Here is a 26,937-nt window from a genome sequence, read left to right on the forward strand (position 1 = left end):
GCGGAAGCCGAAGCGGTAGCCGAGCCTGTGCTGGACGAGGCGCTGGAGCCGCAAGCCGCCGAGTCGGAAGTCCCGCAGCTGGACGCTGAATTTGCCGAGCTGGCGGAGGCCGAAGCGGTAGCCGAGCCTGTGCTGGATGAGGCGTTGGAGCCGCAAGCCGCCGAGTTGGAAGTCCCGCAGCTGGACGCTGGGTTTGCCGAGCTGGCGGAAGCCGAAGCGGTAGCCGAGCCTGTGCTGGACGAGGCGCTGGAGCCGCAAGTGGCCGAGTCGGACGTTCCGCAGCTGGACGCTGGTTTTGCCGAGCCGGCGGAAGTCGAAGCGGTAGCCACGCCTGTGCTGGATGAGGCGCTGGAGCCGCAAGTCGCCGAGTCGGAAGCCCCGCATCTGGATGCTGGGTTTGCCGAGCCGGCGGAAGCCGAAGCGGCAGCCGAGCCTGTGCTGGACGAGGTGCTGGAGTCGCAAGTCGCCGAGTTGGAAGTCCCGCATCTGGACGCTGTGTTCGCCGAGTCGGCGGAAGTTGAAGCGGTGGCCGAGCCGGTGCTGGACGAGGTGCTGGAGCCGCAAGCTGCCGAACCGGAAGTCCCGCAGCTGGACGTTGCGTTTGCCGAGCCGGCGGAAGCCGAAGCGGTAGCCGAGCCTGTGCTGGATGAGGCGCTGGAGCCGCAAGCCGCCGAACTGGAAGCCCCGCATCTGGACGCTGCGTTTGCCGAGCAGGCGGAAGTCGAAGCGGCAGCCGCGCCTGTGCTGGATGAGGCGCTGGAGTCGCAAGCCGCCGAACTGGAAGTCCCGCAGCTGGACGCTGGGTTTGCCGAGCTGGCGGAAGTTGAAGCGGTGGCCGAGCCGGTGCTGGACGAGGCGTTGGAGCCGCAAGCCGCCGAGTCGGAAGTCCCGCAGCTGGACGCTGGGTTTGCCGAGCCGGCGGAAGTTGAAGCGGTAGCCGAGCCTGTGCTGGACGAGGTGCTGGAGCCGCAAGCCGCCGAGTTGGAAGTTCCGCAGCTGGACGCTGAGTTTGCCGAGCAGGCGGAAGTCGAAGCGGTAGCCGAGCCTGTATTGGATCAAATGCTGGAGCCGCAAGCGGCCGAGCCGGCCATGCCCTTGGCGGACGCCGAGCCCGAGTCCTTGGCCCTGGCCGAGGGCGAGATTCCCGAACTGACAGTGCTGGAGTCCGAGCCCGAGACCGAGACGGATGGGATGGGGGCCGCGGAGTTGGCGGCGGGAGCCGGGGCGCTGGCGGCCGCGGGCCTGGCGCTGGCTGCCGGCGCGGCGTCGTCGGGAGAGCCCGAGCGGGAAGCCGTTTCCGACGCGCCGCCGGCGCGCGGCGTGGAAGTCTTGAAAGTGTCCGAGGTGGCTTCGGCCGCCGCGGCCGCCGCGATGATGGCGCCTCAGGCGGTGAATGCGCCGCCGGGCACGGTGGCGGTGATAGACGAGCAGGCCTTGCTGCAGTCCATGTACGAGAAAATGCTGCCGCGGATGAAGGTGGAGTTGTCCTTGTGGCTGCAGGACGCTTTGGAGTTGCAGGCCAAGCAGATGTTGTCCGGCGTGATGCATCAGCTCAAGGAGGATTACGAGATGTTGTTCGGCGAGGCCTTGAAGGAGAGCTTGCGCCAGACCATCAATTCTTTGGGCAAGATTGAAAAGGATGGAAAACGCGATGAGTGATAGGTTATCGCATATCGTCACCCGCACCGGCGACGACGGCAGCACCGGCCTGGGCGACGGCAGCAGGGTGGGCAAGGACAGCTTGCGCATTTGCGCGCTGGGCGAGGTGGACGAGCTGAACTCGGTGCTGGGCGTGTTGCTGGCGGAGACCTTGCCGGACGAGGTCAGGACTTGGTTGTCCGAGGCGCAGCACGATTTGTTCGACCTGGGCTCGGAGTTGGCGGTGCCCGGCTACAGCGCCTTGGGCGCCGAGCATGTGCAGGCGCTGGAGGCCGTGGTGGCCTTCCTCAACGAGGATTTGCCGCCGCTGAAGGAGTTCATCCTGCCCGGCGGCTGCCGGGCGGCGGCGCTGTCGCACCAGGCGCGTTCGGCATGCCGCCGCGCCGAGCGCGCGGTGGTGGCGCTGGCGCAGCGGGAGACGGTGTCCGACGCCGCGCGCCGCTATCTGAACCGTCTGTCCGATCTGCTGTTCGTGCTGTCGCGTTATCTGAACCGTCAGGCCGGCGAGCCGGACGTGCTGTGGCGACCGGGGCGCAAAACCGGAGAGGCCTGAGAGGCTGTTTGATGTCTGCGGCGCGTCGGCGGGATGGTCCGAGCGGCGATCCAGCAAGAAAAACGGCAATCCGCATGGATTGCCGTTTTTTTCAGTGAGGAGGCCTCAGGCCACTTCCGAAACCCGCGGACGGTAGGTGCTGTTCTGCAGCAGGGACTGGGTGGTCTGGTACTGGGTGACCGCCAGCTGGCCGCTGGCGTTCTGCTGTTGGGAACGGGCCACCGCGTTGTTCGCGTTGTTGTTGGTCTGATTGGTCTGCTGTTCCGCCTGATTGTTGGCGGCTTGCTGCTCATTGGCCGCCGGCACCGTGTTCGGGCGCGGCGGCGTCGCCGGCGGGGCGCTGGCGGCGCGATTGGTGCTGGCCGCTTCCGCCGCGCGCTGCTGAGCCCGCGGGGTGTCGTTGGCCGCGGCGGCCGGCGCGGCGGAGCTGGCCAGGGCGGCGGTTTGCGCCTGTTCCTGGCTGACCCTTTGCTGCTCGCCGTTGCGGGTTTGCGCGGCATTGGTCTGCGCGGTGTTCAGCTGGCGTTGCAGCTGCTGTTCGACCCGCGCGGTGTCGGGGTTCTGCCGGACCGCGGCCTGGCTGACGTTTTGCTGGGAAACCGCAGGAGTGGCGGACCGCGGTTCTTCCAGCGTCTTTTGCTCAGGCCGCGTGTTCTGCAGCGATTGCAATTGCTGCAGAGAGTTGAGGCTGCCTATGCTGCCGGTGCTTGCCATATCGCTCTCTCCAAACCGTGGGTGCCGTTGCCGTCGCGCAGGACGGTATAGAGCCCAGGTGCCCTATATCGCTGATTCTAGAATCTTTTTTACCGGATTGCCGAATTTTTTCAGGCCTAAAGGTCAGATTTGTGGCAGTAATACCAATTCCAGCATGCGTTCGGCCAATTGATCCACGCTCAGCGGCCCTTGGGAGCGGTACCACTGCACCGACCAGTGCAGGCTGCCCAGCAGGGTGCGGCGCAGCAGCGCGGTGTCGGGCTTGACTAGGCCGGCGGCGGCGGCTTCGTCCAGCGCTTGCTGCCACAGCGCTTCGTAGCGGTCACGCAACACGATCAGGCCGGGCCGGGCGGCGGCGGACACGCTGCGCCATTCGTAGAGCATCACTTCCAGCGCCGCCTGATTGTCTCCCAGCAGCGAATTGAGGTGGACGCGGAACAGCGCGGCCAGCTTGGCCCGCGGCGATCCGGCCGCGTCCAGCGCGCGCTTCAGCTGTTCGGTGGTGCTGGTGATGCCCAGCGCCATCACCGCGACCAGGATTTCCTCCTTGGTGCGGAAGTGGTAGAACAGGCTGCCGGACTGCATGCCGACCGCGTTGCCCAGGTCGCGCACCGTGGTGCGCTCGTAGCCCTGGTCGCGGAACAGTATCGCCGCGGCGCGGATCAGCTCCATGCGGCGGCTGTTTTCTTCGACGGGTGCGGTGTTGTCTGTGCTCATTATTGTGTTTTTTCTTGGGAGTGGGCGGGCAGCAGCGGAAGCGCGGCTTGCCAGACCCGTTCCGGCTCCATTTTTTCCAGGCAATCGGTATGGCCGTACGGACAGGTCCGTTCGAAACAGGGGCTGCAATCCAGGTTGAGGGAGACGATGGCGGCCCGCGTCGACAAGGGCGGCGTGAAGTCGGGGCTGGAGGAGCCGTACAGCGCCACCAGCGGCTTGTCCAGCGCCGCGGCCACGTGCATCAGGCCGGAATCGTTGCAGACGGCGAGCCGGGTCAAGCCTATCAGGTCTATCGCTTCTTCCAGGCCGGTGGCGCCGCAGAGGTTGACGGCCAGGCCGCCGGACAGGCGGCTGATGTCGTCGCCCACTTCGCGGTCCTTGCCGGAGCCGAACAGCCACACTGCGTAGCCGGCGGCGTCGAAGCGGCGCGCCAGTTCGGCGAAGTGCCGGGCCGGCCAGCGCTTGGCCGGGCCGTACTCGGCGCCGGGGCAGAAGGCGACCGCGGGCCGGCCGGCGTCCAGTTGCAGCTTGTCTAGCGCCGCCCGCTGGCTGGCGTCGGTGAGCGCCAGCCGCGGATGGCTGAGCGGCCGCGGCAGCGGCTCGCCCTTGTCTTCGGCCAGCGCGCAAAAGCGTTCCACCATCATCGGCAGCGCCTGCTCGTCCAGTTCGCGCGCGTCGTTGAGAATCCAGTAGCGCGATTCTCCGAGGAAGCCGGTGCGCAGCGGGATGCCGGCGAACAGCGGAATCAAGGCGGATTTCAGCGAGTTGGGCAGCACGATGGCTTGATCGAAGCGTTCGGCGGCCAGCTGGCGCGCCACTTTCCAGCGCTCGCCCAGGCGCAGCGCGCCGTGGCCGAAGGGGTTGAGATGAGCCTTGGCCACTTCCGGCATCCGCGCCAGCAAGGGCAGGGTCCAGGCCGGCGCGAACACGTGCAGCTCCAGATCGGGGTGGCGTTGGTGCAGTCTTTGGTACAGCGGTTGCGCCATGACGCTGTCGCCGACCCAGGAAGGGCCGATGACGAGGATTTTCTTCTTCATTGCAGATGTTCCGATTGCAAACCGAAACCGGGGCGCGGCCCGGCTTGGGTTTGCAGACGAGGCGGGCCGGCAAGCAAAAAAGGTGCGGCTCGCGCCACACCTTAGCTGCGTTGCCGGCGCGGAGCCGGTCTCAGTGGTGGCCGCCTGCCGGGCCGTTCAGCTTGTAGCGGGTGCCGCAATAGGGGCACAGCGCTTCGCCGGTCTTGTGCACGGGCAGGAACACGCGCGGGTGGGAGTTCCAGGACACCATGTCCGGCATCGGGCAATGCAGCGGCAGGTCGTGCTGGGTGACTTCGATCACGCGTTGAGTGTTTTCTTTCTGTTCAGCCATTCTGTATTCCTTGCGGAGCCGCCGCGCGGGCGGCTCGTCTTGCTTAGTTGACGTAGGTCAGCCAGTGCTGGTGTTCGGCATCCAGTCCTTTGACGATGTCGAAGTAGCGCTTCTGGATTTCGGCGGTGATGGTACCACGATTGCCGTCGCCGATCGCGCGTCTGTCGAGTTCGCGGATCGGGGTCACTTCGGCGGCGGTGCCGGTGAAGAAGGCTTCGTCCGCGCTGTAGACCTCGTCGCGGGTGATGCGCTTTTCTATCAGTTCCAGGCCCATTTCCTTGGAGATCTGCACCACGGTGTCGCGAGTGATGCCTTCCAGCGCGCTGGTCAGGTCCGGAGTGTACAGCTTGCCCTTGCGGATGATGAAGATGTTTTCGCCGGAACCTTCCGCCACGAAACCGTCCACGTCCAGCAGCAGCGCCTCGTCGTAGCCGTCGGCGGTGGCTTCGTTGTTGGCCAGGATGGAGTTCATGTAGTTGCCGTTGGCCTTGGCCTTGCACATGGTGATGTTGACGTGGTGGCGGGTGAAGGAGGAGGTCTTCACGCGTATGCCTTTTTCCAGGCCTTCGTCGCCCAGATAGGCGCCCCAGGGCCAGGCGGCCACGATCACGCGCACGTCGTTCTTCAGCGGCGCCACGCCCAGCTTGCCGGAGCCGTAGAAGGCCATCGGGCGGAAATAGCAGGATTTCAGGCCGTTGGCCTTGACCACGTCCAGATGGGCCTGGCTGATCTGTTCCGGCGTGAACGGCAGCGCCATGCCCAGGATCTTGGCGGAGCGGAACAGCCGCGCGGTATGGTCTTCCAGACGGAAGATGGCCGGACCCTTGGGGGTTTCGTAAGCGCGCACGCCTTCGAACACGCCCATGCCGTAGTGCAGGGTGTGGGTCAGCACGTGGGTGGTGGCGTCGCGCCAGTCCACCATTTCGCCGTCATACCAGATTTTTCCGTCACGATCAGCCATCGACATCTTGGTGTTCTCCAATATTGTGTTTTCGCTTTGGGATGGGGCCGGATCTTGTCCGACCTCAGAACCTTTTCAAAGTCTCGCGAGCAAGGGCGAGACAAGGCGAAAACGAGCGAAAAAGCGGAATGTACTCGTGGTACATGAGCATTTTGAGCTGGTTTTCAACGCCGTATCGCTGAAGCGCAGCAGACTTTGAACTAGGTTCTTATCCAATGAGTTTATCTCGCCCTCATGACGCTGTGAACCGTTATTTGAGCGCTTGCTCGAATACCCGCTGCCATAGCGCGCGGCACTGGCGATAGTCCTCCAGCAAGGCGGCGTCCGGCGTCACGGTCTGCTTTTCGTTGAGCCGGGCGGCGTGTTGCAGCCGGCGGTAGTGGCGGTAGGCGTTGCGCGCGGCTTCGGCGTCGGAGGCGGGGATCAGCCCGGCCTCGGCGGCGGTGGCCAGCAGCGCGATATTGCCGGCGTTGGCGGTCAGCGCCGGCAGCGCGTGGGCGTGGGCCAGGATCAGGTATTGGACCAGGAATTCGATGTCTATGATGCCGCCGCGCGCGTTTTTGGGGTCTTCGTCGCGGGCGGGGTGGCTGTCCAGCATGCGCTGGCGCATCGCCAGCACCTCGTCTCGCAACACGGCCGGCTCGCGCCGACGGGTCAGGATGGCGTGGCGTTCCTGTTCGAACTGGACGCCGACTTCGGCGTCGCCGGCCACGTAGCGGGCGCGGGTCAGCGCCTGGTGTTCCCAGACCCAGGCCTGTTGCTCCTGGTATTGGCGGAAGGCGTTGACCGAGCTGACCAGCAGGCCGCTGGCGCCGTTGGGGCGCAGCCGCAGGTCGATGTCGTAGAGCACGCCGGCGGCGGTGGCGCTGGTCAGCCAGGTGGACATTTTGCGCGCCAGCCGCGAATAGAGTTCGGCGGCGTCCGGGTGCTCGTCGTCGTAGAGGAAGATCAGGTCCAGGTCCGAGGCGTAGCCCAGCTCTTTGCCGCCCAGCTTGCCGTAGCCGATGATGGCGAAACGCGGCGTGTCGCAGTGGCGGCTGGGGATGTCCAGCCAGGCGTGGCGCAGCGTGGCCGCCAGCACGATGTCGGCCAGCAGCGACAGTTGATCGGACAGCGCCTCCACCGTCCACATGCCGGCCAGGTCCTGCGCCACCAGGCGGAAGGATTGCGCGTGCTGGAAGTGGCGCAGCGCGTCCATCTTGGCCTCCACGTCGCCGTCGGCCTGGCTCAGCTGCTGTTCCAGTTGTTCCGCCAGTTGCGGCCAGTCCGGCGTGGCGTAGAGCACGCGCGCGTCCAATAGCTCGTCCAGCAGTATCGGGTGGCGGGTCAGATAGCCAGAAACCCAGGCGCTGGACGAGTAGAGCGAGGCCAGCCGTTGCAGGGTCTGCGGGTATTCGGTCAGCAGCGCCAGGTAGGAGGCGCGGCGGCTGATCGCTTCCATCAAGGCGATGATGCGGGTCAGCGTGGCGTCGGCGTTGTCGAAGCGGGAGGCGACTTCGATCAGCGCCGGCATCAATTGATCGAACTGCTTGCGGCCGTTCAGCGGCATCTGCTGGTAGCGCTGCCCCTGGGCCAGGCTTTGCAGCTGGCGAGCCACTTGTTCCGGTTCGGCGAAGCCCAGCTGGCGCAGCTTCTCCACCGGCAATTCCTCGGCGATGTCGCTCCAGAGTTCGGTGAGCGGATGATCGGCGGCGCCCTCGGTGGGCAGGATGAACACTTGTTCGAAGTGGCGGGTGACTTTGCGGCGCTGCTGGTTGAGCCGGTTCATGAACTGCTCCCAGTCGGCGCAGCCCATGGCGGCGGCGATGCGGGCGCGGTTGTCCGCGGCGGCGGGCAGGGTCTGGGTCTGTTGATCGTCCAGATATTGCAGCCGGTGTTCCAGATTGCGCAGGAAGGCGTAGGCTTCCTGCAGTTCGGCGACGGCGGCGGGTTCCAGCAGCCGCAGTTCGCCCAGCCGGCGCAAGGTTTCGCGGGTGCCGCGCAGTTGCAGGCTGCGGTCGCGGCCGCCGCGTATCAGCTGGAAGACCTGGGCGATGAATTCCACTTCGCGGATGCCGCCGGGGCCCAGCTTGATGTTGTCGGCCATGTCGCGGCGGGCCACTTCGCGGCGGATCTGCGCGTGCAGTTCGCGCATCGCGCCGTAGGCGCTGTAGTCCAGGTATTTGCGGTAGACGAAGGGGCGCGCCGTGTCGGCCAGCGCCGCCGCGTCGCCGCTGAGCGGCCTGGCCTTGATCCAGGCGTAGCGCTCCCATTCCCGGCCCTGGCTCAGCAGATAGTTTTCCAAGGCGGCGAAGCTCATCGCCAGCGGGCCGGAGTCGCCGTAGGGCCGCAGCCGCATGTCGACGCGGAACACCTGGCCGTCGGCGGTGACGTCGTTGAGCAGGGCGATCAGCTTCTTGCCCACCTGGGTGAAGTATTCGTGGTTGCTGATGGCGCGGCCGCCATGGGCGGCGCCGTCGGTGTCGCCGCTTTCCGGGTAGACGAAGATCAGGTCGATGTCGGAACTGACGTTGAGCTCGCCGCCGCCCAGCTTGCCCATGCCGATGACGATCAATTGCTGGACCTCGCCGCTGTCCTCGCCTATCGGCTGGCCGTAGTGGGCGAGGCCGGCGCGGGCGCAGGCCAGCGTCCGTTCGACGGCGAAATCGGCCAGCGCGCTGACGGTGGACACCACCTCGCCCAGATCCGCCAGGCCGTTGAGATCGCGGCAGATCAGCCGCGCCACCACCGCCTGGCGCAGCCGCCGCAGCGCCGGCGCCAGCCCCTCGGCGTCGCTCAGCGCCCGCCAGTCGGCGAAGGCTTCCATCTCCGCCGCGTCGAAAGGCCGGCCTAGCCTGGCTTGCAGCCGCTCCAATTCTTCGGGGCGGGCGGTCAGCAGACGCTGCAGATAGTGAGAGAACTCGCGGCTGCGGGCAATGGCAGCGGCCGTGTTTGCTGGCATAATAGGCCTCTACGGCATGTCAATTCTTGATGGCCACATTGTAACGGTTTGCCGCATTTGGAAAAGCTCTTCTCCGTTCTGTCCCATATCCATGTGATCAAGGTCCTGAAACGGACCTGTGCGCTGTTGGGAATGGCCGCCGCCGCCGCCTTGACGCTGCTGCTGGCGGCCTTTTGCGCGTTCACTTTCTGGGTACTGCCCAATCTGAACCAGTTTCGCCAGCCGCTGGAGCGTTATCTGAGCCAGTCGCTGGGGCGGCCGGTGCAGGTGGCGGCCTTGTCCGGCGAATGGCTGACCGTGGGGCCGCGTTTCGAGCTGGGCGGCGTCACCATCGCCAATCCGCAGGACGGCAAGGCGCTGACCTTGCGTCAGGTGTCGCTGGAGCCGTCGTGGCGTTCCTTGCTGGCGCTGGAGCCGCGGCTGGCCAGCGTGGTGGTCAAGGGCCCGACTGTGGAGCTGCTGCGCTCGCGCCAGGGCGTGATCTATCTGAACGGCTTCGATCTGAGTTCCGGCTCCGCCGACAGCGGCCTGGGCAATTGGCTGCTGCGCCAGCCCAGCCTGGAGATCAGCGACGCGCGGCTGAGCTGGCAGGACGAATTGCTGGGCCTGCCGCGGCTGGATCTGAGCCAGGGCCAGCTCAAGCTGAGCGCCGGCCTGTTCGGCCACGGCCTGAAGCTGTCCGGCCAGCCGGCGGCGTCCTTGGGCAAGGGCTTCGATCTGACGGCGTCCTGGCGCGGCGACGACATCGCCGCCTGGCAGCAGTGGTCGGGCTCGCTCAAGGTGGCGCTGGACGGCGCCAAGGTGGGGTCGTGGACGCGTTATCTGCAACAACTGGGCATGCTGCGCAGCGGCGAGGGCAGCGGCACGGTGGAGATGTCCTTCTCCGACGGCGCCATCGACGCCTTGAAAGCCAGCGTCAACGTCCACGACGCCGCCTACACGCCGCCGGATTCCCACGAACTGGTGCTGCCGCGGCTGCAGGGCGAGTTGCAGCTGACGCGCCAGCTCAGCGGCAGCTATAAGGTCAAGGCCAGCCGGCTGAGCCTGGCCAGCGCCAGCGGCCTGGCTTTCGACAATTCCAATATCGACGGCGAGTGGCGTTACGGCGAGCAAGGCTTCGGCCAACTGACGCTGGACAATGTGGACCTCAGCCACCTGACCCCCTTCATCCACGCGCTGGGCGCCGACCGCAACCCGCTGTTCGCGCGTTTCTCGCCCAGCGGCGCGCTGCGCGACCTGACCGTCAGCTGGAAGGGCGCGTTGGAAGCGCCCAAGGCCTTCAAACTCAAATCCCGTTTTGAAAAGCTGGCCTGGCAGCCGTTCGGGGAGCTGCCCGGCGTGTCCGGCGTCAGCGGCGCGATCAGCTTCGACGAAAAAGGCGGCCGCCTGCAGCTGGACACCGGCAAGTCCCAGGTCAGCTATCCATCGGTTTTTGTCGCGCCGTTGAATTTCGACAAGCTGACCGCCGACGTGGGCTGGCGGCGGGAAGGGCAGGCGGTGGTCTTGGACTTCCGCCAGGCCGCCTTCTCCAACGCCGATTTGTCCGGCAGCCTGCAAGGCAGTTATCGGCATCAGGGCGCCGGGGCCGGCGTAGCCGATCTGCGCGCCAGCATCGCCGGAGTGCCGGCGGCCAGGGTGGCGGAGTATCTGCCGCACGAGGTGGGCGAGCACACTTTGCGCTGGCTGCGCCAGGCCTTGCAGGGCGGGCAGCTGCGCCAGGCGACGATGAAGCTGCGCGGCGATCTGGAGCAGTTCCCCTTTGCCGGCGGCAAGGGCGGCGAGTTTCTGGTGGAGGCCGAGGTGGAGCGCGCGCGTCTCAGCTATCAGTCCGGCTGGCCGCGCATCGACGACATCGACGCCCAATTGCTGTTCCGCAACGAACGGATGGAGGTGAACGCGCGCCGCGCCGTCACCGTGGGCGTACCGCTGAGCGGCGTCAAGGCGGTGATAGACAATCTGGGCGCCGACGTGCCCATGCTGACGGTGGAGGGCCGCGCGGCCGACCGTCTGCAGCGCATGCTGGCCTTCACCACGCAAAGCCCAGTGGACGGCTGGCTGGACGGTTTCACCGGCCAGATCGAAGCCGGCGGCGACGCCAGCCTGGACTTGAAACTGGGGATACCGCTGGCCGGCGAACAGGGCGTGACGGTGCGCGGCGACATCCGCTTCGCCGACAACGCGCTGCGCTTCAAATCCCTGCCGATTCCGCCGCTGAGCAAGGCGCGCGGCCGGCTGACCTTTACCGAACGCGGCGTGGACAGCCCGGGCCTGCAGTTCGTCGGCTTCGGCGGTCCGTTCCAGTTGAAGGCCAACACCGGCGCAGACAAGCGCATGCGTTTCGAACTGGCCGGCCAGGCCGATTCGCGTCAAGTGCTGAAGCAGTATCTGCCGGCGCTGGCGGAGCAGGTGTCGGGCAAGTCCGGCTACCGCGCGCAGTTCGTCGTCAAGCAGGGCTTGGAAAGCCTGGCGGTGAGTTCGGACTTGCAAGGCACCGCCTTCGATTTGCCGCCGCCGCTGGCCAAGAGCGCCGGCGCGGCCTTGCCGCTGCAACTGCAGCTGCGGCCGCAGCAGATGCGCGGCGTCCAGACCCAGCGCCTGGACTTCAGTCTGGACGGCATGATAGCCGGCCGCCTGCGTTTGAACGAACACGGCGATTTGCAGGCCGGCGCGCTGGGCGTGGGCCGCGCGCCGGGCGAGCCGGCGGCGTCCGGCCTGGCGGTGCGGGTGGCGCAGCCCAAGGTGGTGTTGGACGATTGGCTGAAACTGGCCGACGGCGCCGCGCAGTCCAGCGGCGGCGGAGAGCCTGCGGCCCTGCCGGCCTTGCAGCTGGAACTGGAAACGCCGGAACTGGTGTTGCCGGGCCTGAGCCTGCACAAGGTCAACGCCCGCTTGGGCAACCGCGAGCTGTCCAAGGCCTGGACCGTACAGCTGCGCTCCAACGAGATGAGCGGCGACGCCAGCTATCGGCCGGAAGGCAACGGCCTGCTGCAGGCCAATCTCAGCCGTCTGGCCTTGAGCCTGCCGGCGGAGAAGAAGGAGGGCGCGGCGGAGGCCAAGGCCGCGGCCGGCGGCGAAGCCTCGGTGCTGAACCGCAGGCTGCCGGAGATGAAGGTGCGCGTCGGCGAGCTGGTGTTGCAGGGGCGCTCGGTGGGCCGGCTGGAGCTGGAGGCGCGCCGCGACGGCAGCGTCTGGCAGATGGCGCCCTTGCGGCTGACCACCAACGACGGCACGCTGAAGGCCACGGTGCGTTCGGACGCGCGCGGCGCCGGCAATGTCGACGCCCGCTTCGAATTGCTCGTCGGCGACGCCGGCAAGCTGCTGACGCGGCTGGGTCAGGGCGAGATTTTCCGCAACGGCCAGGGCACGCTCAACGGCCGTTTGAATTGGCCCGGCGGCCTGGGCGATCTGGATTTGGCCAAGGTATCCGGCGAATTGGCGCTAGACTTCAAGGACGGACGCTTCGCCAAGGTGGACCCGGGCGTGGTCAAGCTCCTGGGCGCGCTCAGCCTGCAATCGCTGCCGCGCCGCATCCGGCTGGACTTCACCGACGTGTTCAGCGACGGCTTCGCCTTCGACAGCCTGAAGGGCGAGGCGCAGGCCCGCAACGGTCTGTTCACTTCGTCCAAGGTGGAGATGAAGGGGCCGGGCGCGGACGTGACGATTTCCGGAGAACTGGATCTGGGCAAGGAAAGCCAGGTCTTGAAAGTGCACGTGGTGCCGCGGCTGGCGGAAAGCGTGGCGCTGGCGGCGGGGGCGGCCCTGCTCAATCCGGTGGTGGGCATCGCCACGCTGGCGGCGCAGAAAGTGCTGCGCGATCCGGTGGGCCGCATCCTGTCGGTGGATTACGAAGTGAGCGGCTCCTTGCGCGACCCCAAGGTGGTGCGCACGGCGATCGGTCCGATACAGCAGAACAAAGGGGGAAAACCATGAAGCAGACATTTTTGGCGGCGGCGGTGCAGATGGTGTCCGGCTCCGACGTGACGGCCAATTTGCAGCGCGCCGCGCATTGGGTGGCGGAAGCCGCCGGCAAGGGCGCGCGGCTGGTGGTCTTGCCCGAGTATTTTTGCCTGATGGGGCGGCAGGAAACCGATAAGGTGGCCGTGTGCGAAGCCTACGGCGACGGCCCCATCCAGAGCGCGCTGGCGCGGATGGCGCAGGAGAACGGCGTGTGGCTGGCGGCCGGCACCGTGCCCTTGCGCAGCCCGGAACCGCAGCGGGTGTTGAACACCACCTTGCTGTTCGACCCGGACGGCGAAGTGCGCGCCCGCTACGACAAAATCCATTTGTTCGGCTTCTCCGGCCTGGGCGAGACTTATTGCGAATCCAACACCATCCGTCCGGGCGAACAGCCGGTCAAGGCGGATCTGGGCTTCGCCGAGATGGCCTTCGGCATCTGCTACGATCTGCGTTTCCCTGAACTGTTCCGCCAGTTGTCGCCCTATGATCTGATGATTTTGCCGGCGGCCTTCACCGCCACCACCGGCGAGGCGCATTGGGAGCCCTTGCTGCGCGCGCGCGCGATAGAGAATCAGAGCTATGTGCTGGCCTCGGCGCAGGGCGGAGAACACGACAACGGCCGCAAGACCCACGGGCATTCGATGATCATCGATCCCTGGGGCCGCGTGCTGGCCGAAATAGACAAGGGCGAGGGCGTGATCCTCGCCGAAATCGACCCGACATTGATCCAGTCGGTGCGCACCCGCCTGCCGGCGCTGGCGCACCGCGTACTCGCGTGAAAGAACCCGACACTATGCAAGATGCTTTCTCCGCGGCAGACAGCCTGCTGCTCAAGCCTTACGGTCTGGACGAGGCGGCTTTGGAAGCCACGCTGGCGCGCATGCGCCACCACGCCATCGACTACGCCGATCTCTATTTTCAATACACCCGCAGCGAGGCCTGGAGCCTGGAAGAGGGCATCGTCAAGTCCGGCAGCTTCAGCATTGACCAAGGCGTGGGCGTGCGCGCGGTGGCCGGCGACAAGACCGCCTTCGCCTATTCCGACGCCATCAGCCTGGAGGCGCTGAGCCGCTCCGCCGACGCGGTGCGCGCCATCGGCCAGGCGGGCGGAGACGGTTCCGCCGGCGCGCAGACCCGGCGCGCGCCCAAGCCGCTGTACCCGGCGCTGGACCCCTGCCACAGCCTGGAGGCGGCGGCCAAGGTGGCCTTGCTGGAAAAAGTGGAGCGGATGGCGCGGGCGCAGGACCCGCGGGTGATCCAGGTGATGGCCGGCATGGCCAGCGAATACGACGTGGTCTACGTGGCGCGCCACGACGGCGTGCGCGCCGCCGACGTGCGGCCGCTGGTGCGGCTGTCGGTGATGGTGATCGCCGAGCAGAACGGCCGCCGCGAGCAGGGCTCCAGCGGCGGCGGCGGCCGCTTCGACCTGGCCTACTTCGACGACGAGGTGCTGGAGCGCTACGCGCGCCAGGCGGTGCATCAGGCGCTGACCAATCTGGATTCGCGGCCGGCGCCGGCGGGCCAGATGACCGTGGTGCTGGGGCCGGGTTGGCCCGGCGTGCTCTTGCACGAGGCGATAGGCCATGGCCTGGAAGGCGATTTCAACCGCAAGGGCACTTCGGCCTTTTCCGGCAAGATCGGCCAGCGGGTGGCGGCGCCGGGCGTCACGGTGGTGGACGACGGGGTGATGGAAGAGCGCCGCGGCTCGCTGGCGATAGACGACGAGGGCAATCCCACTCAGCGCACCGTGCTGATCGAGGACGGCGTGCTCAAGGGTTATATGCAGGACGCGATGAATTCGCGCCTGATGCAGGTGGGCGCCACCGGCAACGGCCGCCGCGAGTCCTACGCCCACATCCCGATGCCGCGGATGACCAATACCTATATGCTGGCCGGCCAGCACGATCCGCAGGAAATCATCGCCTCGGTCAAGGACGGCCTGTACGCGGTCAATTTCGGCGGCGGCCAGGTGGACATCACCAGCGGCAAGTTCGTGTTTTCCGCGTCGGAAGCCTGGCGCATCGAAAACGGCAAGCTCAGCTATCCGGTCAAGGGCGCCACCCTGATAGGCAACGGGCCGGACGTGCTCAACTACGTCAGCATGATAGGCAATGATTTGCAGCTGGATCAGGGCGTCGGCGTCTGCGGCAAGGAAGGCCAGAGCGTGCCGGTGGGCGTGGGCCAGCCCACGCTGCGCATAGACGGCGGCCTGACCGTGGGCGGCACCGGCGGCTAAGAACCTGTTCACGATCTACTGCGCTGCGGCGATACAGCGTTAAAAACAAGCTCAAAATGCTCATGTACCACGTGTACATTCCGCTTTTTCGCTCGTTTTTGCCTTGTCTCGCTCTTGCTCGCGAGATTGTGAACAGGCTCTAAGAACCTGCGTAAACAGGTTCTTTGAGAAAGGCGAAGCGCTGGAGCTTCGCTTTTTTTTACGCCTATTTTCAAATTGAACAAGCAGATCATCCAAATTTAAAGCCAATTATCAAATTCCTTCGGCGGCGACACAATGCGCTGGTCCGGTGTCGCCGTGTTGGCGACGCCGCAATCGGGAGACGATGATGAAAGCTTTGACCTTGGCGCTGGGCTTCGGCCTGGCCTTGACCGCGGCCTTCGCCGGCGCGGCGGAAAACCTGCCGCAACCGGCGCGGGTGTGGGCGGACCGTCCGGCCGGCAGCACGGCGGCGGTGAAACTGGCCGCGCTGCGTTACGCGGCGTTCTGGAACAGCGGCGATCCGCGTTACGCCGAACTGGCCTTGGACCCCGACTTCATCGACCGCACCCTGCCCGCCGGCCGCCAGCAGGGCGTGGCCGGGCCCTTGCAGGCCTCGCGCCAGTTCCGCGCCGCGGTGCCGGATTTGAAGGTGGACGTCACCGACATGGTGCTGGCCGGCGACCGCGTCGCGCTGCGCCTGCATTTCCAGGGCCATTTCAGCGGCCGCTTCGGCGACGTGCAAGGCCAGGGCCAGCCGGTGGAGTTCCAGGCCTTCGACCTGTACCGTGTCAAGAACGGCCGCATCGCCGAGAACTGGCATCTGGAAGACAATCTGACCCTGATGCAGCAACTGGGCGTGGTGAAGCCATGAGCGCGGGGGATTTTGCTTTCCACGGCCAGACCGTGGCGGTGTTGGGCGGCGGCTCCGGCATCGGCCGGGCGGTGGCGGACGCGGCCGCGGCGGCCGGCGCGCGGGTCTATGTGCTGGGACGCAGCGCCCAATCCGAGGCGGATCGCGAAGGCATCCAGGCGGACATGACGGACAGCCGGGCATTGGCCCGGGCCTTCGCCGACATCGGCCGCATCGATCACTTGGTGCTGACCGCAGGCGCCCGGGTCGGCGCGCCGGCCTTGGCCGAGTTGAGCGAGGAGGCTTTGCGGCAGACTTTCGACGTCAAGCTGTTCGGCAGCCTGCTGGCGGTGCGCGAGGCCTTGCCCTATCTGACGGAGCGGGCGTCGGTGACCTTCACCTCCGGCCTGCTGGCGCGCAAATTCTCCAGCGGCGGCCTGCTGAAAAGCACGGTCAACGCCGCGCTGGAGGCGGCGGCCAAGAATCTGGCCAAGGAACTGGCGCCGCGCCGCGTCAACGTGGTCAGCCCCGGCGTGGTGGACACCGAGCTGTGGGGCGAGGCCGGCTCGGCCGCGCGCCAGGCGACGCTGGCGCGCATCGGCCAGGGCCTGCCCGTCGGCCGCGTCGGCCAGCCGCGGGAATTGGCGCAAGCCTATCTGTTGGCGATGGCCAACGGCTTCATCAGCGGCGCAGTGCTGGACGTGGAGGGCGGGGCCTTGTTGTAGGCCGCGCCGAAGCGAACAAGAGGACTCGAGATGTCCGATACCCTACCCATTAATCGTCGCCAGTTCCTGGCCGGCGCGGCCGCGGGCGGCACCGCGCTGATGCTGGCGCACGGCGCGGCGCTGGCGGCGACAGGAGCCAACAAGATGACGACAACTTCAACAAGCGGCGGCGCCTTCTGGCCGAACGGCGCCCGCCTGGCGATTTCGATTTCCATGCAGTTCGAGGCCGGCGCGCAGCCGGAGCGCGGCGCCAGCGGGCCGTTTCCGCCGCTGGACCCCAAGTACGCGGATCTGCCGATGCAAAGCTGGTACGACTACGGCGTGAAGGAGGGCATTCCGCGGCTGCTGGACTTGTGGGACCGCACCGGGGTCAAGGTGACTTCGCACATGGTGGGGCAGGCGGTGGACCGCAGCCCGCGGCTGGCGCGCGAGATCGTGGCGCGCGGCCACGAGGCGGCGGCGCACGGCCAAACCTGGGAGCCGCAATACCCGATGACGCCGGAGCAGGAGCTGGCGGCCTACAGCGCCAATATCGCCAGCATCGAGCGCGCCACCGGCACGCGGCCGGTGGGCTTCAACGCCTTCTGGCTGCGCGGCACGCCCAATACCCTGAGCATTCTGCAGCAACTGGGCTTTCTCTATCACATCGACAACGTCAGCCGCGACGAGCCGTTCACGGTGGCGGTCAAGGGCAAGCCGTTCGTGGTGGTGCCCTATACCTTGCGCAACAACGACATCGTGCGTTTCGATTCGCCGGCGCTGAGCAATGAGGCTTATCTGTCGGATCTGAAGGCTGAATTCGACGTGCTCTACGCCGAGGCGGGTTCGCGGCGGCGGATGATGTCGATCAGCACCCACGACCGCATTTCCGGCTCGCCGGCGCGGGTCAAGGCGCTGGAGCAGTTCATCCGCTATGCGCAGAGCCATGCCGGCGTCGCCTTCATGCGCAAGGACGAGATCGCGCGCTACGCGCTGCAGGCGGACAAGGTGCCGGCGGACTGAGAGCCTTGGGTCTTGAGTCGCGTTCCACAACCGCGGGACGGCCATTGGCCGCGCCGCGGTTTTCTTAGAGCCTGTTTACGATCTCGCGAGCTAAGGCGAGACAAGGCGAAAACGGTTGAAGAAGCGGAATGTACAGGTGTTACATGAGCATTCTGAAAGCGTTTTCAACGCCGTATCGCCGACGCGCAGCAGATCGTAAACAGGTTCTTACAATTGGGCGCCGGCCTCCGGCAGCAGGGCGGTGGCCGGCAGCGTCGACAGCCGCTCGCGCAGGAAATCGATCAGCCGACGAATGCGCAGCGGCTGGCCGCGCTGGCCGGGGTAGAGCAGGTGCAGCGGCGCGCTGTCGGTGAAGTATTCGTCCAGCACCGTGAGCAGGCGGCCCTGGCGCAGATCGTCGGCGATGTCCAGCAGCGATTTGTAGGCGAAGCCCTGGCCTTGCAGCGCCCAGCGGCGGATCACCTCGCCGTCGTTGCTCTGCTGCGCGCGCTCCAGCCGCAGCGCGCGGCGCTGGCCGTGCTCGCGGTAAGGCCATTCATGCATCGGCCCGTCGCCGGTGACCAGGGTCAGCGTCGGCAGCTCGGCCAGCTGCCGCGGATGGCTGGGCATGCCGGTGCGCGCCAGCAGCGCCGGCGCGGCGCAAACCACGCGGCGGCTGGCGGCCAGTTCGCGCGCGATCAGGCTGCTGTCCGCCGGCTGGCCGTAGCGGATGGCGATGTCGATGTCCTCGCCGATCAAATCGGCCGGGGTGTCGTCCAGCTGCAAGGCGAAATGCACCGCCGGGTGCAGGCGGCGGAATTCGTCCAGGCAGTCCAGCAAGGCGTGGCGGCCCAGGTCCGACGGCGCCGACAGCCGGATCAGGCCGCTGAGTTCGCGCTGCTCGCGCTGCAGCCGGTCCTGGCCTTGCTGCAGGGTGTCCAGCGCGCGCTGGCAGTGGTCGCGGAAGACTTCGCCGGCCTCGGTCAGCCGCAGCTGGCGGGTGGTGCGCTGGAACAGCCGGCTGTCCAGCGCCGCTTCCAGCCGCTGGATGCAGGCGCTGGCGGCGGCGGGGGACAGGCCTTGCTTGCGGCCGGCGGCGGAGAAGCTGCCCAGCTGGGCGGCGTCGAGGAAGAGGCGTAGGTCGTTGAGTCGATCGAGCATGAGCGTGGCCCGGGCGCGGCAGCGCCCGGGCGGGGAGAGGTTTAAATGGTTTCGGTATTGGCCAGCAGCCATTCGCGCGCCGCGCCGTCCACCAGCGGCAGCAAGCGCGCGCGCACCTCGGCGTGGTACTGGTTCAGCCAGTCCACCTCGGCGCGGGACAGCAGGTTGAAGTCCAGGCAGCGGGTGTCGATGGGGCACAGGGTCAGGGTTTCGAAGTGCAGGAAGTCGCCGAATTCGTTCTGCGACGAGGCCACGTTCAGCACCAGGTTCTCGATGCGCACGCCCCAGCGGCCCGGGCGGTAGACGCCGGGCTCAATCGAGGTGACCATGCCTTCCTGCATCGCCATATTGGCGTCCGGCACCGCGCGGGAAATGCTCTGCGGGCCTTCGTGCACATTGAGGAAGTAGCCGACGCCGTGGCCGGTGCCGTGGCCGAAGTCGATGTCCTGCTGCCACAGCGGCGCGCGCGCCAGCGCGTCCAGCATCGGCGACAGGGTGCCGCGCGGGAAATGGGCCATGGACAGGCCTATGGTGCCTTTCAGCACCAGGGTGAAGTCGCGCTTCTGCTCGGCGGACGGCGCGCCGACCGCCACCACGCGGGTGATGTCGGTGGTGCCGCCCAGGTATTGGCCGCCGGAGTCTATCAGCAGCAGGCCGTCGCCCTTGATCTCGCTGTGGGCGGCTTCGGTGGCGTGGTAGTGCGGCAGCGCGCCGTTGGCGTTGAAGCCGGCGATGGTGCCGAAGCTGGGCGACACGAAGCCGGGCCGGCGCGCGCGCGCGGCGGTGATTTCCTCGTCTATGGTCAGCTCGGTGACGCGGCTGCGGTTGACCTCGCCTTCAAACCAGGCGAAGAACTCGCACAGGGCCGCGCCGTCCTGTTCCATCGCGCCGCGGATGTGGGCGGCCTCTTCCTCCGTCTTGCAGGACTTGAACAGGGTGCTGGGATTGATCGCCTCGATCACGCGGGCGGCCGGGTTGACCGCCTGGCGCAGGCCCAGGGTCACGCGGCGCGGGTCCAGCAGCAGGCTGGCGCCGGCCGGCAAGGCGGCGAGCGCCGGCTTGGCCTGGGCGTAAGGCCGCACTTCGACGCCGTCGGCCGCCAGTTGGGCGCGCAGCTCGGCGGAAACCTTGCCTTCGCCGACGAAGAGGGTGGCCTGCCGCCGGCTCAGCAACGCGTGGCTGATGAAGACCGGATTGTAGTTGACGTCGCTGCCGCGCAGATTGAAGCTCCAGGCGATGTCGTCCAGCGTGGACAGGAAGTGCCAGTCGGCGCCGGCCTCGTCCATGGCGGCGCGCAAGCGCGCCAGCTTGTCGGCGCGGCTTTGCGGCGCGAAGGCCGGTTCATGTTGATAGACCGGCTCGTCCGGCAGCGGCGGGCGCTGCGGGTCGATGGCGTCTATCAGGTCCAGATCGGTGCGCAAGCGGGCTCCTGCCTGTTCCAGCGCGGCTTGCAGCGCCTTGGCCGCGGCCAGGCCCAGCGAGTCGCCGTCCACCGCCAGCGTTTGGCCGGCGCTCAGGGTCTTGGCGATCCAGCCCAGGTGGTCGGCGCTGGCGGCGCTGACGATCTTGACCAGCTGGATGCCGCTGCCGGCCAATTCGGCTTCCGCTTGCACCCAGTAGCGGCTGTCGGCCCAGACGCCGGCGAAGTCGCGGGTGACGATCAGCGTGCCCATGGAGCCGGTGAAGCCGGACAGCCATTGGCGGGCCTGCCAGCGCGCCGGCAGGTATTCCGACAGATGCGGGTCCGAGGAGGGCACCAGACAGGCGTCGACGCCGGCGTTCTTCATGGCGGCGCGCAAAGAGGCGATGCGTTGCGGAATGGTGTCCAATTGCGGGGTTGCGAGGGTGTTCATGCCGGCTCCGGGGGATGTATGCCATGCATTCTGTGGCTAATGAAACCGGGGCGCAAGAGTATGAGCATAGCTGATGATTGCCATGTCATTTTGGCTGGGGGCGCGGGCGTCGGACGCCCGCCCCCGTTCAAGACCCGCTGTCGTCGAATTGAACCGTGGGCACGGCTTTGCGCAGGCCGCGCGTCAGGCACAGCAAATACGCCATGCCCGCGGCCAGCCAGGCCAGGCCGATTTGCAGGGTGAGCGCCGATAGGCTGGTCCATAGCCATAGCGTCAGGGCAAATCCAACCGCCGCAGGCAAGCCATAACGCAGCCAGGCGCTGAACGGATGCGGCTTGCCGTCCAGCAGATAGGTTTTGATCACCGCCAGATTCACCACCGAGAACGCCACCAGCGCGCCGAAACTGATCAGGGAGGCCAGGGTGGCCAAATCCATCACCAGCGCCAGCAGGGAACAGAGGGATACCACCAGTATCGACCAGATCGGGGTGTTGAAGCGTTGCGACAGGCCGGCGAAGACCCGGTGCGGCAAGACGCGATCCCTGCCCATGCTGTACAGAATGCGCGAGACCGAGGCTTGGGAGGCCAGCGCCGATCCAAAAGCCCCGGCCACATAGCTGGCGGTGAAAAAACTGACGAAATAGGGGCCGGCGATGCGCTGCATCACCTCATTGGCGGCGGAATCCGCATGCTGGAACCGGCTGCCGGGGAAAGCCAGCTGGCTGATGGCCGCCAGCAGGATGAACAGCAGCCCCGCTCCTATTGTCGTGATGATGATGGCCCGCGGGATGTCGCGATGCGGTTCCCGCGCCTCTTCCGCCAAAGTGGACACCGCGTCAAAGCCCAGAAAGGACAAACACAGAATGGCCGCGCCGGCCAGCACCGGAGCCATGCCGATGGCGCTGCCGTCCCCCTGCCACGGGGCCAGCAGATCCACGCTGGTCTGAGTCATGATCTGCCGGGCGGCCAGCGCGACAAACACCAGAACAAAGACGAGTTGAGCGGCCACCAGCACATTGCCGAAACGCGACACCGATTGAATGCCCAGCACATTAAACACCGTGACCAGCGCGATCATGGTCACGATAAAGCCCCAGGCCGGCACTTGAGGAAAGCTTTGATGCAGGTAGATGCCGATCACCAGATAATTGATCATCGGTAAGAACAGGTAATCGAGCAATAAAGACCAGCCGGCCAGAAAGCCCGCCATCGGACCAAAGCTTTTACGGGCGTAAGAATAGGCCGAGCCTGCAACCGGGTAACGGCCGACCATGCGGCTGTAAGACAGCGCGGTGAAAAAAATGGACAGCAAGGTGAGCAGATAAGCCAAAGCGGTGCGGCCGCCGGTGACTTGAGTGACCACGCCATAGGTGGTGAATACGGTCAAGGGCACCATATAGACCAGGCCAAACAAGGTCAGCGCCGGCAGCGATAAGACTCGGCGCAGCGATCCGGCGTAGGGCAGGGGCTGCGCGGGCGCCGTCATGGGGAACGGGGGGGATCCTGGCATCATGATGCTCCTCTATTGTCGGCCAGCGCTTTGGCACCTGTCCAAAGTCCGCTGCGCGTCGTTAACCGTCTCTTGGGACCGGCTATTGTTGTCGATTCAAGCCGCTTGCTATCCATGGCGCTTATCGTAGCAAGGCTTTCTCCGCGGCCTCGACGGCTTGCTCGAAAGTGTCCGCGATGAGGTCGGCCTGCTCCAGGCTCAGCGTCAACGGCGGCGAAATGATGAAGGTGTCCGCCAGATTGCGTATCAACACCCCATGTTGACGGCAGTAGTCGGAGATATAGGCGCCGAAGCCCAGATCCAGATCAAAAGGCTGTTTGCCGACGGGGTCGGCCACCAGTTCCACGCCTATCATCAGGCCCAGGCCGCGGACATCGCCCATATGGGGATGCGTGCTCTTTATCCTTGTCAGGCGCTGCAATAAATGACCGCCCACCTTGGCCGCGTTTGCCGTCAGCTTGTCCCTTTCGATGATCTCCAGATTGGCCAGCGCCGCCGCGCAGGCCAGCGGATGGCCGGCATAGGTGTTGCCGTGATAGAAGGCGGTTGGGCTGAACTGGCGGGCGTCGCTGGAGTGAAAGGCGGACTCCACCCGCTGGTTGATCAAAGTCGCGCCCAGCGGGATGTAGCCGCTGTTAATCCCTTTGGCGAATACCATGATGTCCGGTTTCACCCCCCAATGCCGGCTGCCGAACAGCTTGCCAATGCGGCCGAAACCGGTGACCACCTCGTCCGCAATCAGGAGCACGCGATGGCGGTCGCACACCTCGCGCACCAAGGGCCAGTAATTGGCGGGCGGGACAATGACGCCGCCGGCGCCTTGCACCGGTTCGGCAATGAAGGCCGCCACGCTGCCGGGGCCCTGATGCAGGATTTCCCGCTCCAGCAATTGCGCGCATAAGCGGCCTAGGGTGTCTGAATCGTCGGTGTAGGGGTTGCGGTATAGATGGGGGGTGTCCACTTGGCTGAAGCCCGCCAGCAAGGGCTCGTAAGCCTGGCGATAAGCGGTGCTGCCGTTCGCCGACAAGGCTCCCAGGGTGACGCCGTGGTAAGCCTGCTTCAGCGAGATGATTTTATGGCGCTCCGGCTCGCCGCTTTGCCGCCAGTACTGGCGGGCCAGCTTAAACGCCGCCTCATTGGCTTCCGAGCCGCCGGAGGAGAAAAAGGCGGCGCTCATGCCTTCCGGCTCCGTCATCCGGCATAAGCGTTCGGCCAGCGCCTGGGCCGGCTGCGTGGTGGTGCCGCCAAAAATCGAATAAAAACCCAGCTGGTTCAATTGTTGGGTGATCGCCTCCTTGATTTCCGGATGGTCGTGCCCGACGTTCACATTCCACAAGCCGCCTTGCCCATCAAGATAGCGTTTCCCGGTTTGATCGAAGACATGGCAACCCGAAGCGCGATCGATCCGCAACGGCGGATGCGCGGCAATATGGCTGGCATTGGCGAAGGGGTACAAGAGATGGCCGGTGGGATGGCGATTGGCCGTGCTGCTCATGATGTTCTCTCCTCGGTTTTACGATGCGGTGCCGGTTGGTTTCGATGGCCGGCGTTCTGCTGTCCTACTGCTCCTGATTCAGCGTCATCCACACCCCCTTGGTCTGGGTGTAGGCCAGCAACGCGTCAAAGCATTTGTCGCGGCCATTGCCGGACTCTTTCCAGCCGCCGAATGGCAGTTGCATATCGCCGTCCATATAGCTGTTGACGTAGACCATGCCGGCTTCGACCTCGCGCGCGAAGCGATGCGCATGGTTGAGGTTTTGGGTCCAGATGCCCGCCGCCAGGCCAAAGCGGCTGTCATTGGCGATGGCGATGGCCTGGTCCAAGCCGGATACCGGCAGCACGCAGGCCACCGGGCCAAAGATCTCTTCCCGCGCGATGCGCATGCCGTTGTCCACGCCGGCGAACACCGTGGGGTTGACGTAGGCGCCGTGTTCCAGGTGGCGCGGAGCGTCGCCGCCCAACAGGCATTGCGCGCCGGCTTGCCGGCCCAGCGCGATGTAATCCAGCACGCGCCGCTGCTGACCGCGGCTCACCAGCGGGCCCATGCTGGTGGCCGGGTCCAGCGGGTCTCCCGGGAGGTGATGGCTGCGCGCGGCGCTTAGGAAGGCGTCGAGGAAATCGGGAAGAATGCTTTGCTCCACCAACAGGCGGGAGCCGGCGCAGCATACCTGGCCTTGATTGCCGAATACGCCCATGGCCGCCCAGCGCGCGGCGGCCTCCAGGTCCTGGACATCGGCCAGAATCACATGGGGGGACTTGCCGCCGCACTCCAAGGACAGTTGCTTCATATTGGACTGGCCCGCGTAGCCCAGCATCAGCTTGCCCACTTCCACCGAACCGGTGAAGGCGATCTTGTCGACATCCCGATGCAAGGCCAGCGGCCGGCCGCAGCCAGGCCCATCGCCGGTCAGCACATTGAATACCCCGGGCGGGCCGCCGGCCTCGACGAAGAGCTTGGCCAGCCATAAAGCGCTGAGCGGAGACTCCTCCGCCGGCTTGAGCACCACGGAGTTGCCGGCCGCCAGCGCGGGCGCGATCTTCCAGCAGCTCATCAGCAGGGGGTAATTCCAGGGCACCACGCAGGCCACCACGCCCAAGGGCTGACGCAGCACAAAGCTATGGATGTGGTGGGCGGTTGCGCCCACCGTGCCCTGCACCTTGTCGATGGATTCCGCGGTAAAGCGCAGGCATTGCACGCTCAGGGGCAGGTCCACCGTCAGCATCTCGCTGATCGGCTTGCCCATGTCCAGGCAGTCCAGCAAGGCGAAGGTGCGCTGATGTCGTTCGATCAAATCGGCGAGCCGATTGAGCACGGCCATACGCTCGCGCGGCGGCCGTCTGGACCAGGCGCCGGACTGAAACGCGCGCCGCGCGGAATTGACGGCGAGATCCACATCCTGGCCATCGGCGCTGGGCAGCTCGGCCAGGATTTGGTCATTGCTGGGATTGACGCTGGCGAAGCGCCGGCCGGAACGCGCCTGGCGAAAATCCCCGTCAATGAACAGCCCCAGTTCCAAGGGCGGCTCCTTGGCCAGGGCGCGCCAGTCGGCGGCGGATAGGGGTTCAGCGCTCATCGTCGGCTCCTGAGTCTAATAAATGAGGAAAGGCACCCAGCGCTTCAAACTGGCCGGCCAGCGACAGCAATTGCCGGTCCGCCCCGCGCGCGCCGATGAATTGCAGCCCAAGCGGTCTGCCGTCCGGAGTCAGGCCGCAGGGGACGACGCAGGCGGGATGCTGGCTCAGATTGAGCGGGAAGCTGAAGCCCGCCCACTCCGTCCAGGCCGCGCCATCGCCGGCCGGCTGTCGCGAGGCGATGGGGAAGGCCGCCAAGGGAGTGGCCGGCGCCAGCAGCAGATCGAACCGGCTCATTGTCTGGTCCATGAAGGCGCCAAACTCGGCGCGCCGGGTCTGAGCCGCGACCAAGTCCGCCGCGCTCAGGGCCAGGCCGCGTTCGGCTATCTCGACAAAGCCCGGGTCCAGTTGTCCGCGCAGGGCCGGCGCCACCCTGGACAGCCGGTTGGCCGCGCCGCTGAACCAGTGCTTTTGGAAAACATCGAGCAGATCGATGTCGGGGAGCTCGAATGGCTGGATTTCCATCCCCAAGGAGCGCAGCAGACTCAAGGCCCGTTCCATGACCGCGGCCACTTCCGGCCGCAGCTGGCCGCAGGCCGGGGTGGACCAGTAAGCCACCCTGGCCCGGCTGAGCGCCAGGGGCGGGAAGGATGGCGGGTTGCCGATGGGCTGATGCCAGTCGCGCAGGTCGCGGCCGCTCATCGCGTCCAGCATGGCGCTGACGTCGCCGACGCAGCGCGCGATCGGACCAAGATGCGCCAGGGTGCCGAAGGCGCTGCCGGGATAGGCGGGCACCCGGCCAAAGCTCGGCTTGTGTCCGACCAGGCCGCAGAAGGCCGCCGGGATGCGAATGGACCCGCCGCCGTCCGTTCCCAGGTGCAATACGCCCGCGCCGGCCGCTGCCGCCGCCGCCGCGCCGCCGGAAGAGCCGCCCGGCGTCAGCTCAGGCCGCCAAGGATTGCGCGTAATCCCATGCAGCGGATTATCGGTGACGGCTTTCCAGCCGAACTCCGGCGTTGTCGTCATGCCCAGCAAGACGGCGCCGGCGGCGCGCAAGCGAGCCACCGACGGCGCGTCGCTGTCGCAAACCGCCGCGCTGCTGCTGTGGCTGCCATAGCGCACGCTCCAGCCTTGCACCTGGACGATGTCCTTGATCGTGACCGGCACGCCATCGATGGGCGACAAGGGACGGCCCCGCCGCCAACGCTCATCGGCCGCGGCGGCGGCGGCGAGCGCGCCGGCGCGGTCGATGGAAGCGAAGGCGTTGTATCGGTCTTGGACCGCCGAGGCCCTGGCCAGCGCCGCGTCCGCGACTTCAAGCGGAGAAAGGCTTGCCGCGGCGTAGCGGGCGGTCATGGTTTGCACGTTCAGCCGGCAGAGCGGGGACGCGTCCGCCAGCGGATTTGTAGAAATAGATGACATACTCAGCTCCAAGGCAAGGAGCGGCGTGGCCGCAATGGCATGACTGGGCGGTGGTGTTGCCTGGCGATGATGGTAAGCAAACGAGGCGGCGCGGAAAAACGCATTTTTCGCGGCAAGTTGCGCTGTTTTTATGTGTAAGAGCCTGTTCAAAGTCTTGCGAGCGAGGGCGAGACAAGGCGTTGCGGCTGAAGAAGCGGAATGGTCATACGGTGCATGAGCATTCTGAAGCTGTTTTCAAGGCCGTATCGCTGAAGCGCGGCGGACTTTTAACAAGC

At 66.4% G+C, this 26,937-nt stretch carries 20 protein-coding genes; 8 read left to right on the plus strand and 12 right to left on the minus strand.

Annotated features, from left to right (window positions below; genetic code table 11):
- Positions 1-1,659 (plus strand): hypothetical protein (locus ACODSD_RS16825; protein WP_488877879.1); only part of this gene is annotated, 1,659 nt, incomplete at its 5' end.
- A complete protein-coding gene (locus tag ACODSD_RS16830; RefSeq protein WP_107798758.1) occupies positions 1,652-2,212 on the plus strand; it encodes a cob(I)yrinic acid a,c-diamide adenosyltransferase in 561 nt (186 codons plus the stop codon). The genes ACODSD_RS16825 and ACODSD_RS16830, both read left to right, overlap by 8 nt.
- Positions 2,213-2,317: 105 nt before the next feature.
- Here the strand turns inward: ACODSD_RS16830 and ACODSD_RS16835 are convergent, their stop codons facing one another.
- From ACODSD_RS16835 to glnE, 6 genes are all read right to left on the minus strand, one after another.
- Positions 2,318-2,926, minus strand: coding sequence for a hypothetical protein (locus ACODSD_RS16835; protein WP_488877880.1), 609 nt, complete (start codon positions 2,924-2,926; stop codon positions 2,318-2,320).
- A gap of 123 nt (positions 2,927-3,049) precedes the next feature.
- Positions 3,050-3,643: a TetR/AcrR family transcriptional regulator gene (locus tag ACODSD_RS16840; RefSeq protein ID WP_107798760.1), complete on the minus strand. Its 594-nt coding sequence runs from the start codon at positions 3,641-3,643 to the stop codon at positions 3,050-3,052.
- Positions 3,643-4,680, minus strand: a complete 1,038-nt coding sequence (waaF, locus tag ACODSD_RS16845; RefSeq protein ID WP_107798761.1) for a lipopolysaccharide heptosyltransferase II — start codon at positions 4,678-4,680, stop codon at positions 3,643-3,645. Before waaF ends, ACODSD_RS16840 begins: the two co-directional genes overlap by 1 nt.
- 130 nt (positions 4,681-4,810) lie before the next feature.
- Positions 4,811-5,011, minus strand: a complete 201-nt coding sequence (locus ACODSD_RS16850) for a zinc-finger domain-containing protein (protein ID WP_019104039.1) — start codon at positions 5,009-5,011, stop codon at positions 4,811-4,813.
- Between the two features lie 43 nt (positions 5,012-5,054).
- Positions 5,055-5,978, minus strand: coding sequence for a branched-chain amino acid transaminase (locus ACODSD_RS16855; RefSeq protein WP_107798762.1), 924 nt, complete (start codon positions 5,976-5,978; stop codon positions 5,055-5,057).
- Positions 5,979-6,222: 244 nt separating this feature from the next.
- Positions 6,223-8,913 (minus strand): bifunctional [glutamate--ammonia ligase]-adenylyl-L-tyrosine phosphorylase/[glutamate--ammonia-ligase] adenylyltransferase, encoded by a 2,691-nt coding sequence (glnE, locus tag ACODSD_RS16860; RefSeq protein ID WP_488877881.1) that lies wholly within the window; start codon positions 8,911-8,913, stop codon positions 6,223-6,225.
- A 57-nt stretch (positions 8,914-8,970) separates the two neighbouring features.
- Between glnE and ACODSD_RS16865 the strand changes: the two genes are divergently transcribed.
- From ACODSD_RS16865 to ACODSD_RS16890, 6 genes are all read left to right on the plus strand, one after another.
- A complete protein-coding gene (locus ACODSD_RS16865; RefSeq protein ID WP_488877882.1) occupies positions 8,971-12,843 on the plus strand; it encodes a YhdP family protein in 3,873 nt (1,290 codons plus the stop codon).
- Positions 12,840-13,649: a carbon-nitrogen hydrolase family protein gene (locus ACODSD_RS16870; RefSeq protein WP_488877883.1), complete on the plus strand. Its 810-nt coding sequence runs from the start codon at positions 12,840-12,842 to the stop codon at positions 13,647-13,649. Before ACODSD_RS16865 ends, ACODSD_RS16870 begins: the two co-directional genes overlap by 4 nt.
- 14 nt (positions 13,650-13,663) lie before the next feature.
- Complete coding sequence (tldD, locus tag ACODSD_RS16875) at positions 13,664-15,106, plus strand: metalloprotease TldD (protein ID WP_107798766.1); 1,443 nt, start codon at positions 13,664-13,666, stop codon at positions 15,104-15,106.
- Positions 15,107-15,434: 328 nt separating this feature from the next.
- Positions 15,435-15,959, plus strand: a complete 525-nt coding sequence (locus tag ACODSD_RS16880) for an ester cyclase (RefSeq protein ID WP_081544511.1) — start codon at positions 15,435-15,437, stop codon at positions 15,957-15,959.
- On the plus strand, positions 15,956-16,663 hold the full coding sequence (locus ACODSD_RS16885) for an SDR family oxidoreductase (protein WP_488877884.1): 708 nt from the start codon (positions 15,956-15,958) through the stop codon (positions 16,661-16,663). Before ACODSD_RS16880 ends, ACODSD_RS16885 begins: the two co-directional genes overlap by 4 nt.
- A 30-nt stretch (positions 16,664-16,693) precedes the next feature.
- The gene (locus ACODSD_RS16890) at positions 16,694-17,665 is read left to right on the plus strand and encodes a polysaccharide deacetylase family protein (RefSeq protein ID WP_488877885.1); all 972 of its coding nucleotides are present in this window, start codon (positions 16,694-16,696) and stop codon (positions 17,663-17,665) included.
- Between the two features lie 207 nt (positions 17,666-17,872).
- Here ACODSD_RS16890 and ACODSD_RS16895 read toward each other — a convergent pair whose 3' ends face one another.
- The 6 genes from ACODSD_RS16895 to ACODSD_RS16920 form a co-directional block, all read right to left on the minus strand.
- Entirely contained in the window at positions 17,873-18,805 is a 933-nt protein-coding gene (locus ACODSD_RS16895; RefSeq protein WP_227103577.1) for a LysR family transcriptional regulator, read from the minus strand.
- A 41-nt stretch (positions 18,806-18,846) separates the two neighbouring features.
- Positions 18,847-20,634 carry an aminopeptidase P family protein gene (locus ACODSD_RS16900; protein ID WP_488877909.1) on the minus strand — a complete coding sequence of 596 codons (1,788 nt, stop codon included), beginning with the start codon at positions 20,632-20,634 and terminating at the stop codon, positions 18,847-18,849.
- Between the two features lie 151 nt (positions 20,635-20,785).
- Complete coding sequence (locus ACODSD_RS16905; RefSeq protein ID WP_488877886.1) at positions 20,786-22,168, minus strand: APC family permease; 1,383 nt, start codon at positions 22,166-22,168, stop codon at positions 20,786-20,788.
- 121 nt (positions 22,169-22,289) lie between these two features.
- The gene (locus ACODSD_RS16910; RefSeq protein ID WP_488877887.1) at positions 22,290-23,663 is read right to left on the minus strand and encodes an aminotransferase class III-fold pyridoxal phosphate-dependent enzyme; all 1,374 of its coding nucleotides are present in this window, start codon (positions 23,661-23,663) and stop codon (positions 22,290-22,292) included.
- Between the two features lie 64 nt (positions 23,664-23,727).
- Positions 23,728-25,242, minus strand: coding sequence for an aldehyde dehydrogenase (locus tag ACODSD_RS16915; RefSeq protein WP_488877888.1), 1,515 nt, complete (start codon positions 25,240-25,242; stop codon positions 23,728-23,730).
- The gene (locus ACODSD_RS16920; protein ID WP_488877889.1) at positions 25,232-26,662 is read right to left on the minus strand and encodes an amidase; all 1,431 of its coding nucleotides are present in this window, start codon (positions 26,660-26,662) and stop codon (positions 25,232-25,234) included. Before ACODSD_RS16920 ends, ACODSD_RS16915 begins: the two co-directional genes overlap by 11 nt.
- Positions 26,663-26,937 lie beyond the last annotated feature (275 nt).

It is taken from the genome of Chromobacterium sp. FG22 (assembly GCF_057809415.1).

Excerpts from the sequence above, each read along its gene's own strand:
- ACODSD_RS16890 (WP_488877885.1), top strand. The coding sequence starts at position 16,694 with ATGTCCGATACCCTACCCATTAATCGTCGCCAGTTCCTGGCCGGCGCG.
- ACODSD_RS16850 (WP_019104039.1), bottom strand. The coding sequence starts at position 5,011 with ATGGCTGAACAGAAAGAAAACACTCAACGCGTGATCGAAGTCACCCAG.
- ACODSD_RS16910 (WP_488877887.1), bottom strand. The coding sequence starts at position 23,663 with ATGAGCAGCACGGCCAATCGCCATCCCACCGGCCATCTCTTGTACCCC.
- ACODSD_RS16830 (WP_107798758.1), top strand. The coding sequence starts at position 1,652 with ATGAGTGATAGGTTATCGCATATCGTCACCCGCACCGGCGACGACGGC.
- ACODSD_RS16855 (WP_107798762.1), bottom strand. The coding sequence starts at position 5,978 with ATGTCGATGGCTGATCGTGACGGAAAAATCTGGTATGACGGCGAAATG.
- ACODSD_RS16915 (WP_488877888.1), bottom strand. The coding sequence starts at position 25,242 with ATGAGCGCTGAACCCCTATCCGCCGCCGACTGGCGCGCCCTGGCCAAG.
- ACODSD_RS16895 (WP_227103577.1), bottom strand. The coding sequence starts at position 18,805 with ATGCTCGATCGACTCAACGACCTACGCCTCTTCCTCGACGCCGCCCAG.
- glnE (WP_488877881.1), bottom strand. The coding sequence starts at position 8,913 with ATGCCAGCAAACACGGCCGCTGCCATTGCCCGCAGCCGCGAGTTCTCT.
- waaF (WP_107798761.1), bottom strand. The coding sequence starts at position 4,680 with ATGAAGAAGAAAATCCTCGTCATCGGCCCTTCCTGGGTCGGCGACAGC.
- ACODSD_RS16835 (WP_488877880.1), bottom strand. The coding sequence starts at position 2,926 with ATGGCAAGCACCGGCAGCATAGGCAGCCTCAACTCTCTGCAGCAATTG.
- ACODSD_RS16880 (WP_081544511.1), top strand. The coding sequence starts at position 15,435 with ATGAAAGCTTTGACCTTGGCGCTGGGCTTCGGCCTGGCCTTGACCGCG.
- tldD (WP_107798766.1), top strand. The coding sequence starts at position 13,664 with ATGCAAGATGCTTTCTCCGCGGCAGACAGCCTGCTGCTCAAGCCTTAC.
- ACODSD_RS16840 (WP_107798760.1), bottom strand. The coding sequence starts at position 3,643 with ATGAGCACAGACAACACCGCACCCGTCGAAGAAAACAGCCGCCGCATG.
- ACODSD_RS16885 (WP_488877884.1), top strand. The coding sequence starts at position 15,956 with ATGAGCGCGGGGGATTTTGCTTTCCACGGCCAGACCGTGGCGGTGTTG.
- ACODSD_RS16920 (WP_488877889.1), bottom strand. The coding sequence starts at position 26,662 with ATGTCATCTATTTCTACAAATCCGCTGGCGGACGCGTCCCCGCTCTGC.
- ACODSD_RS16905 (WP_488877886.1), bottom strand. The coding sequence starts at position 22,168 with ATGCCAGGATCCCCCCCGTTCCCCATGACGGCGCCCGCGCAGCCCCTG.
- ACODSD_RS16870 (WP_488877883.1), top strand. The coding sequence starts at position 12,840 with ATGAAGCAGACATTTTTGGCGGCGGCGGTGCAGATGGTGTCCGGCTCC.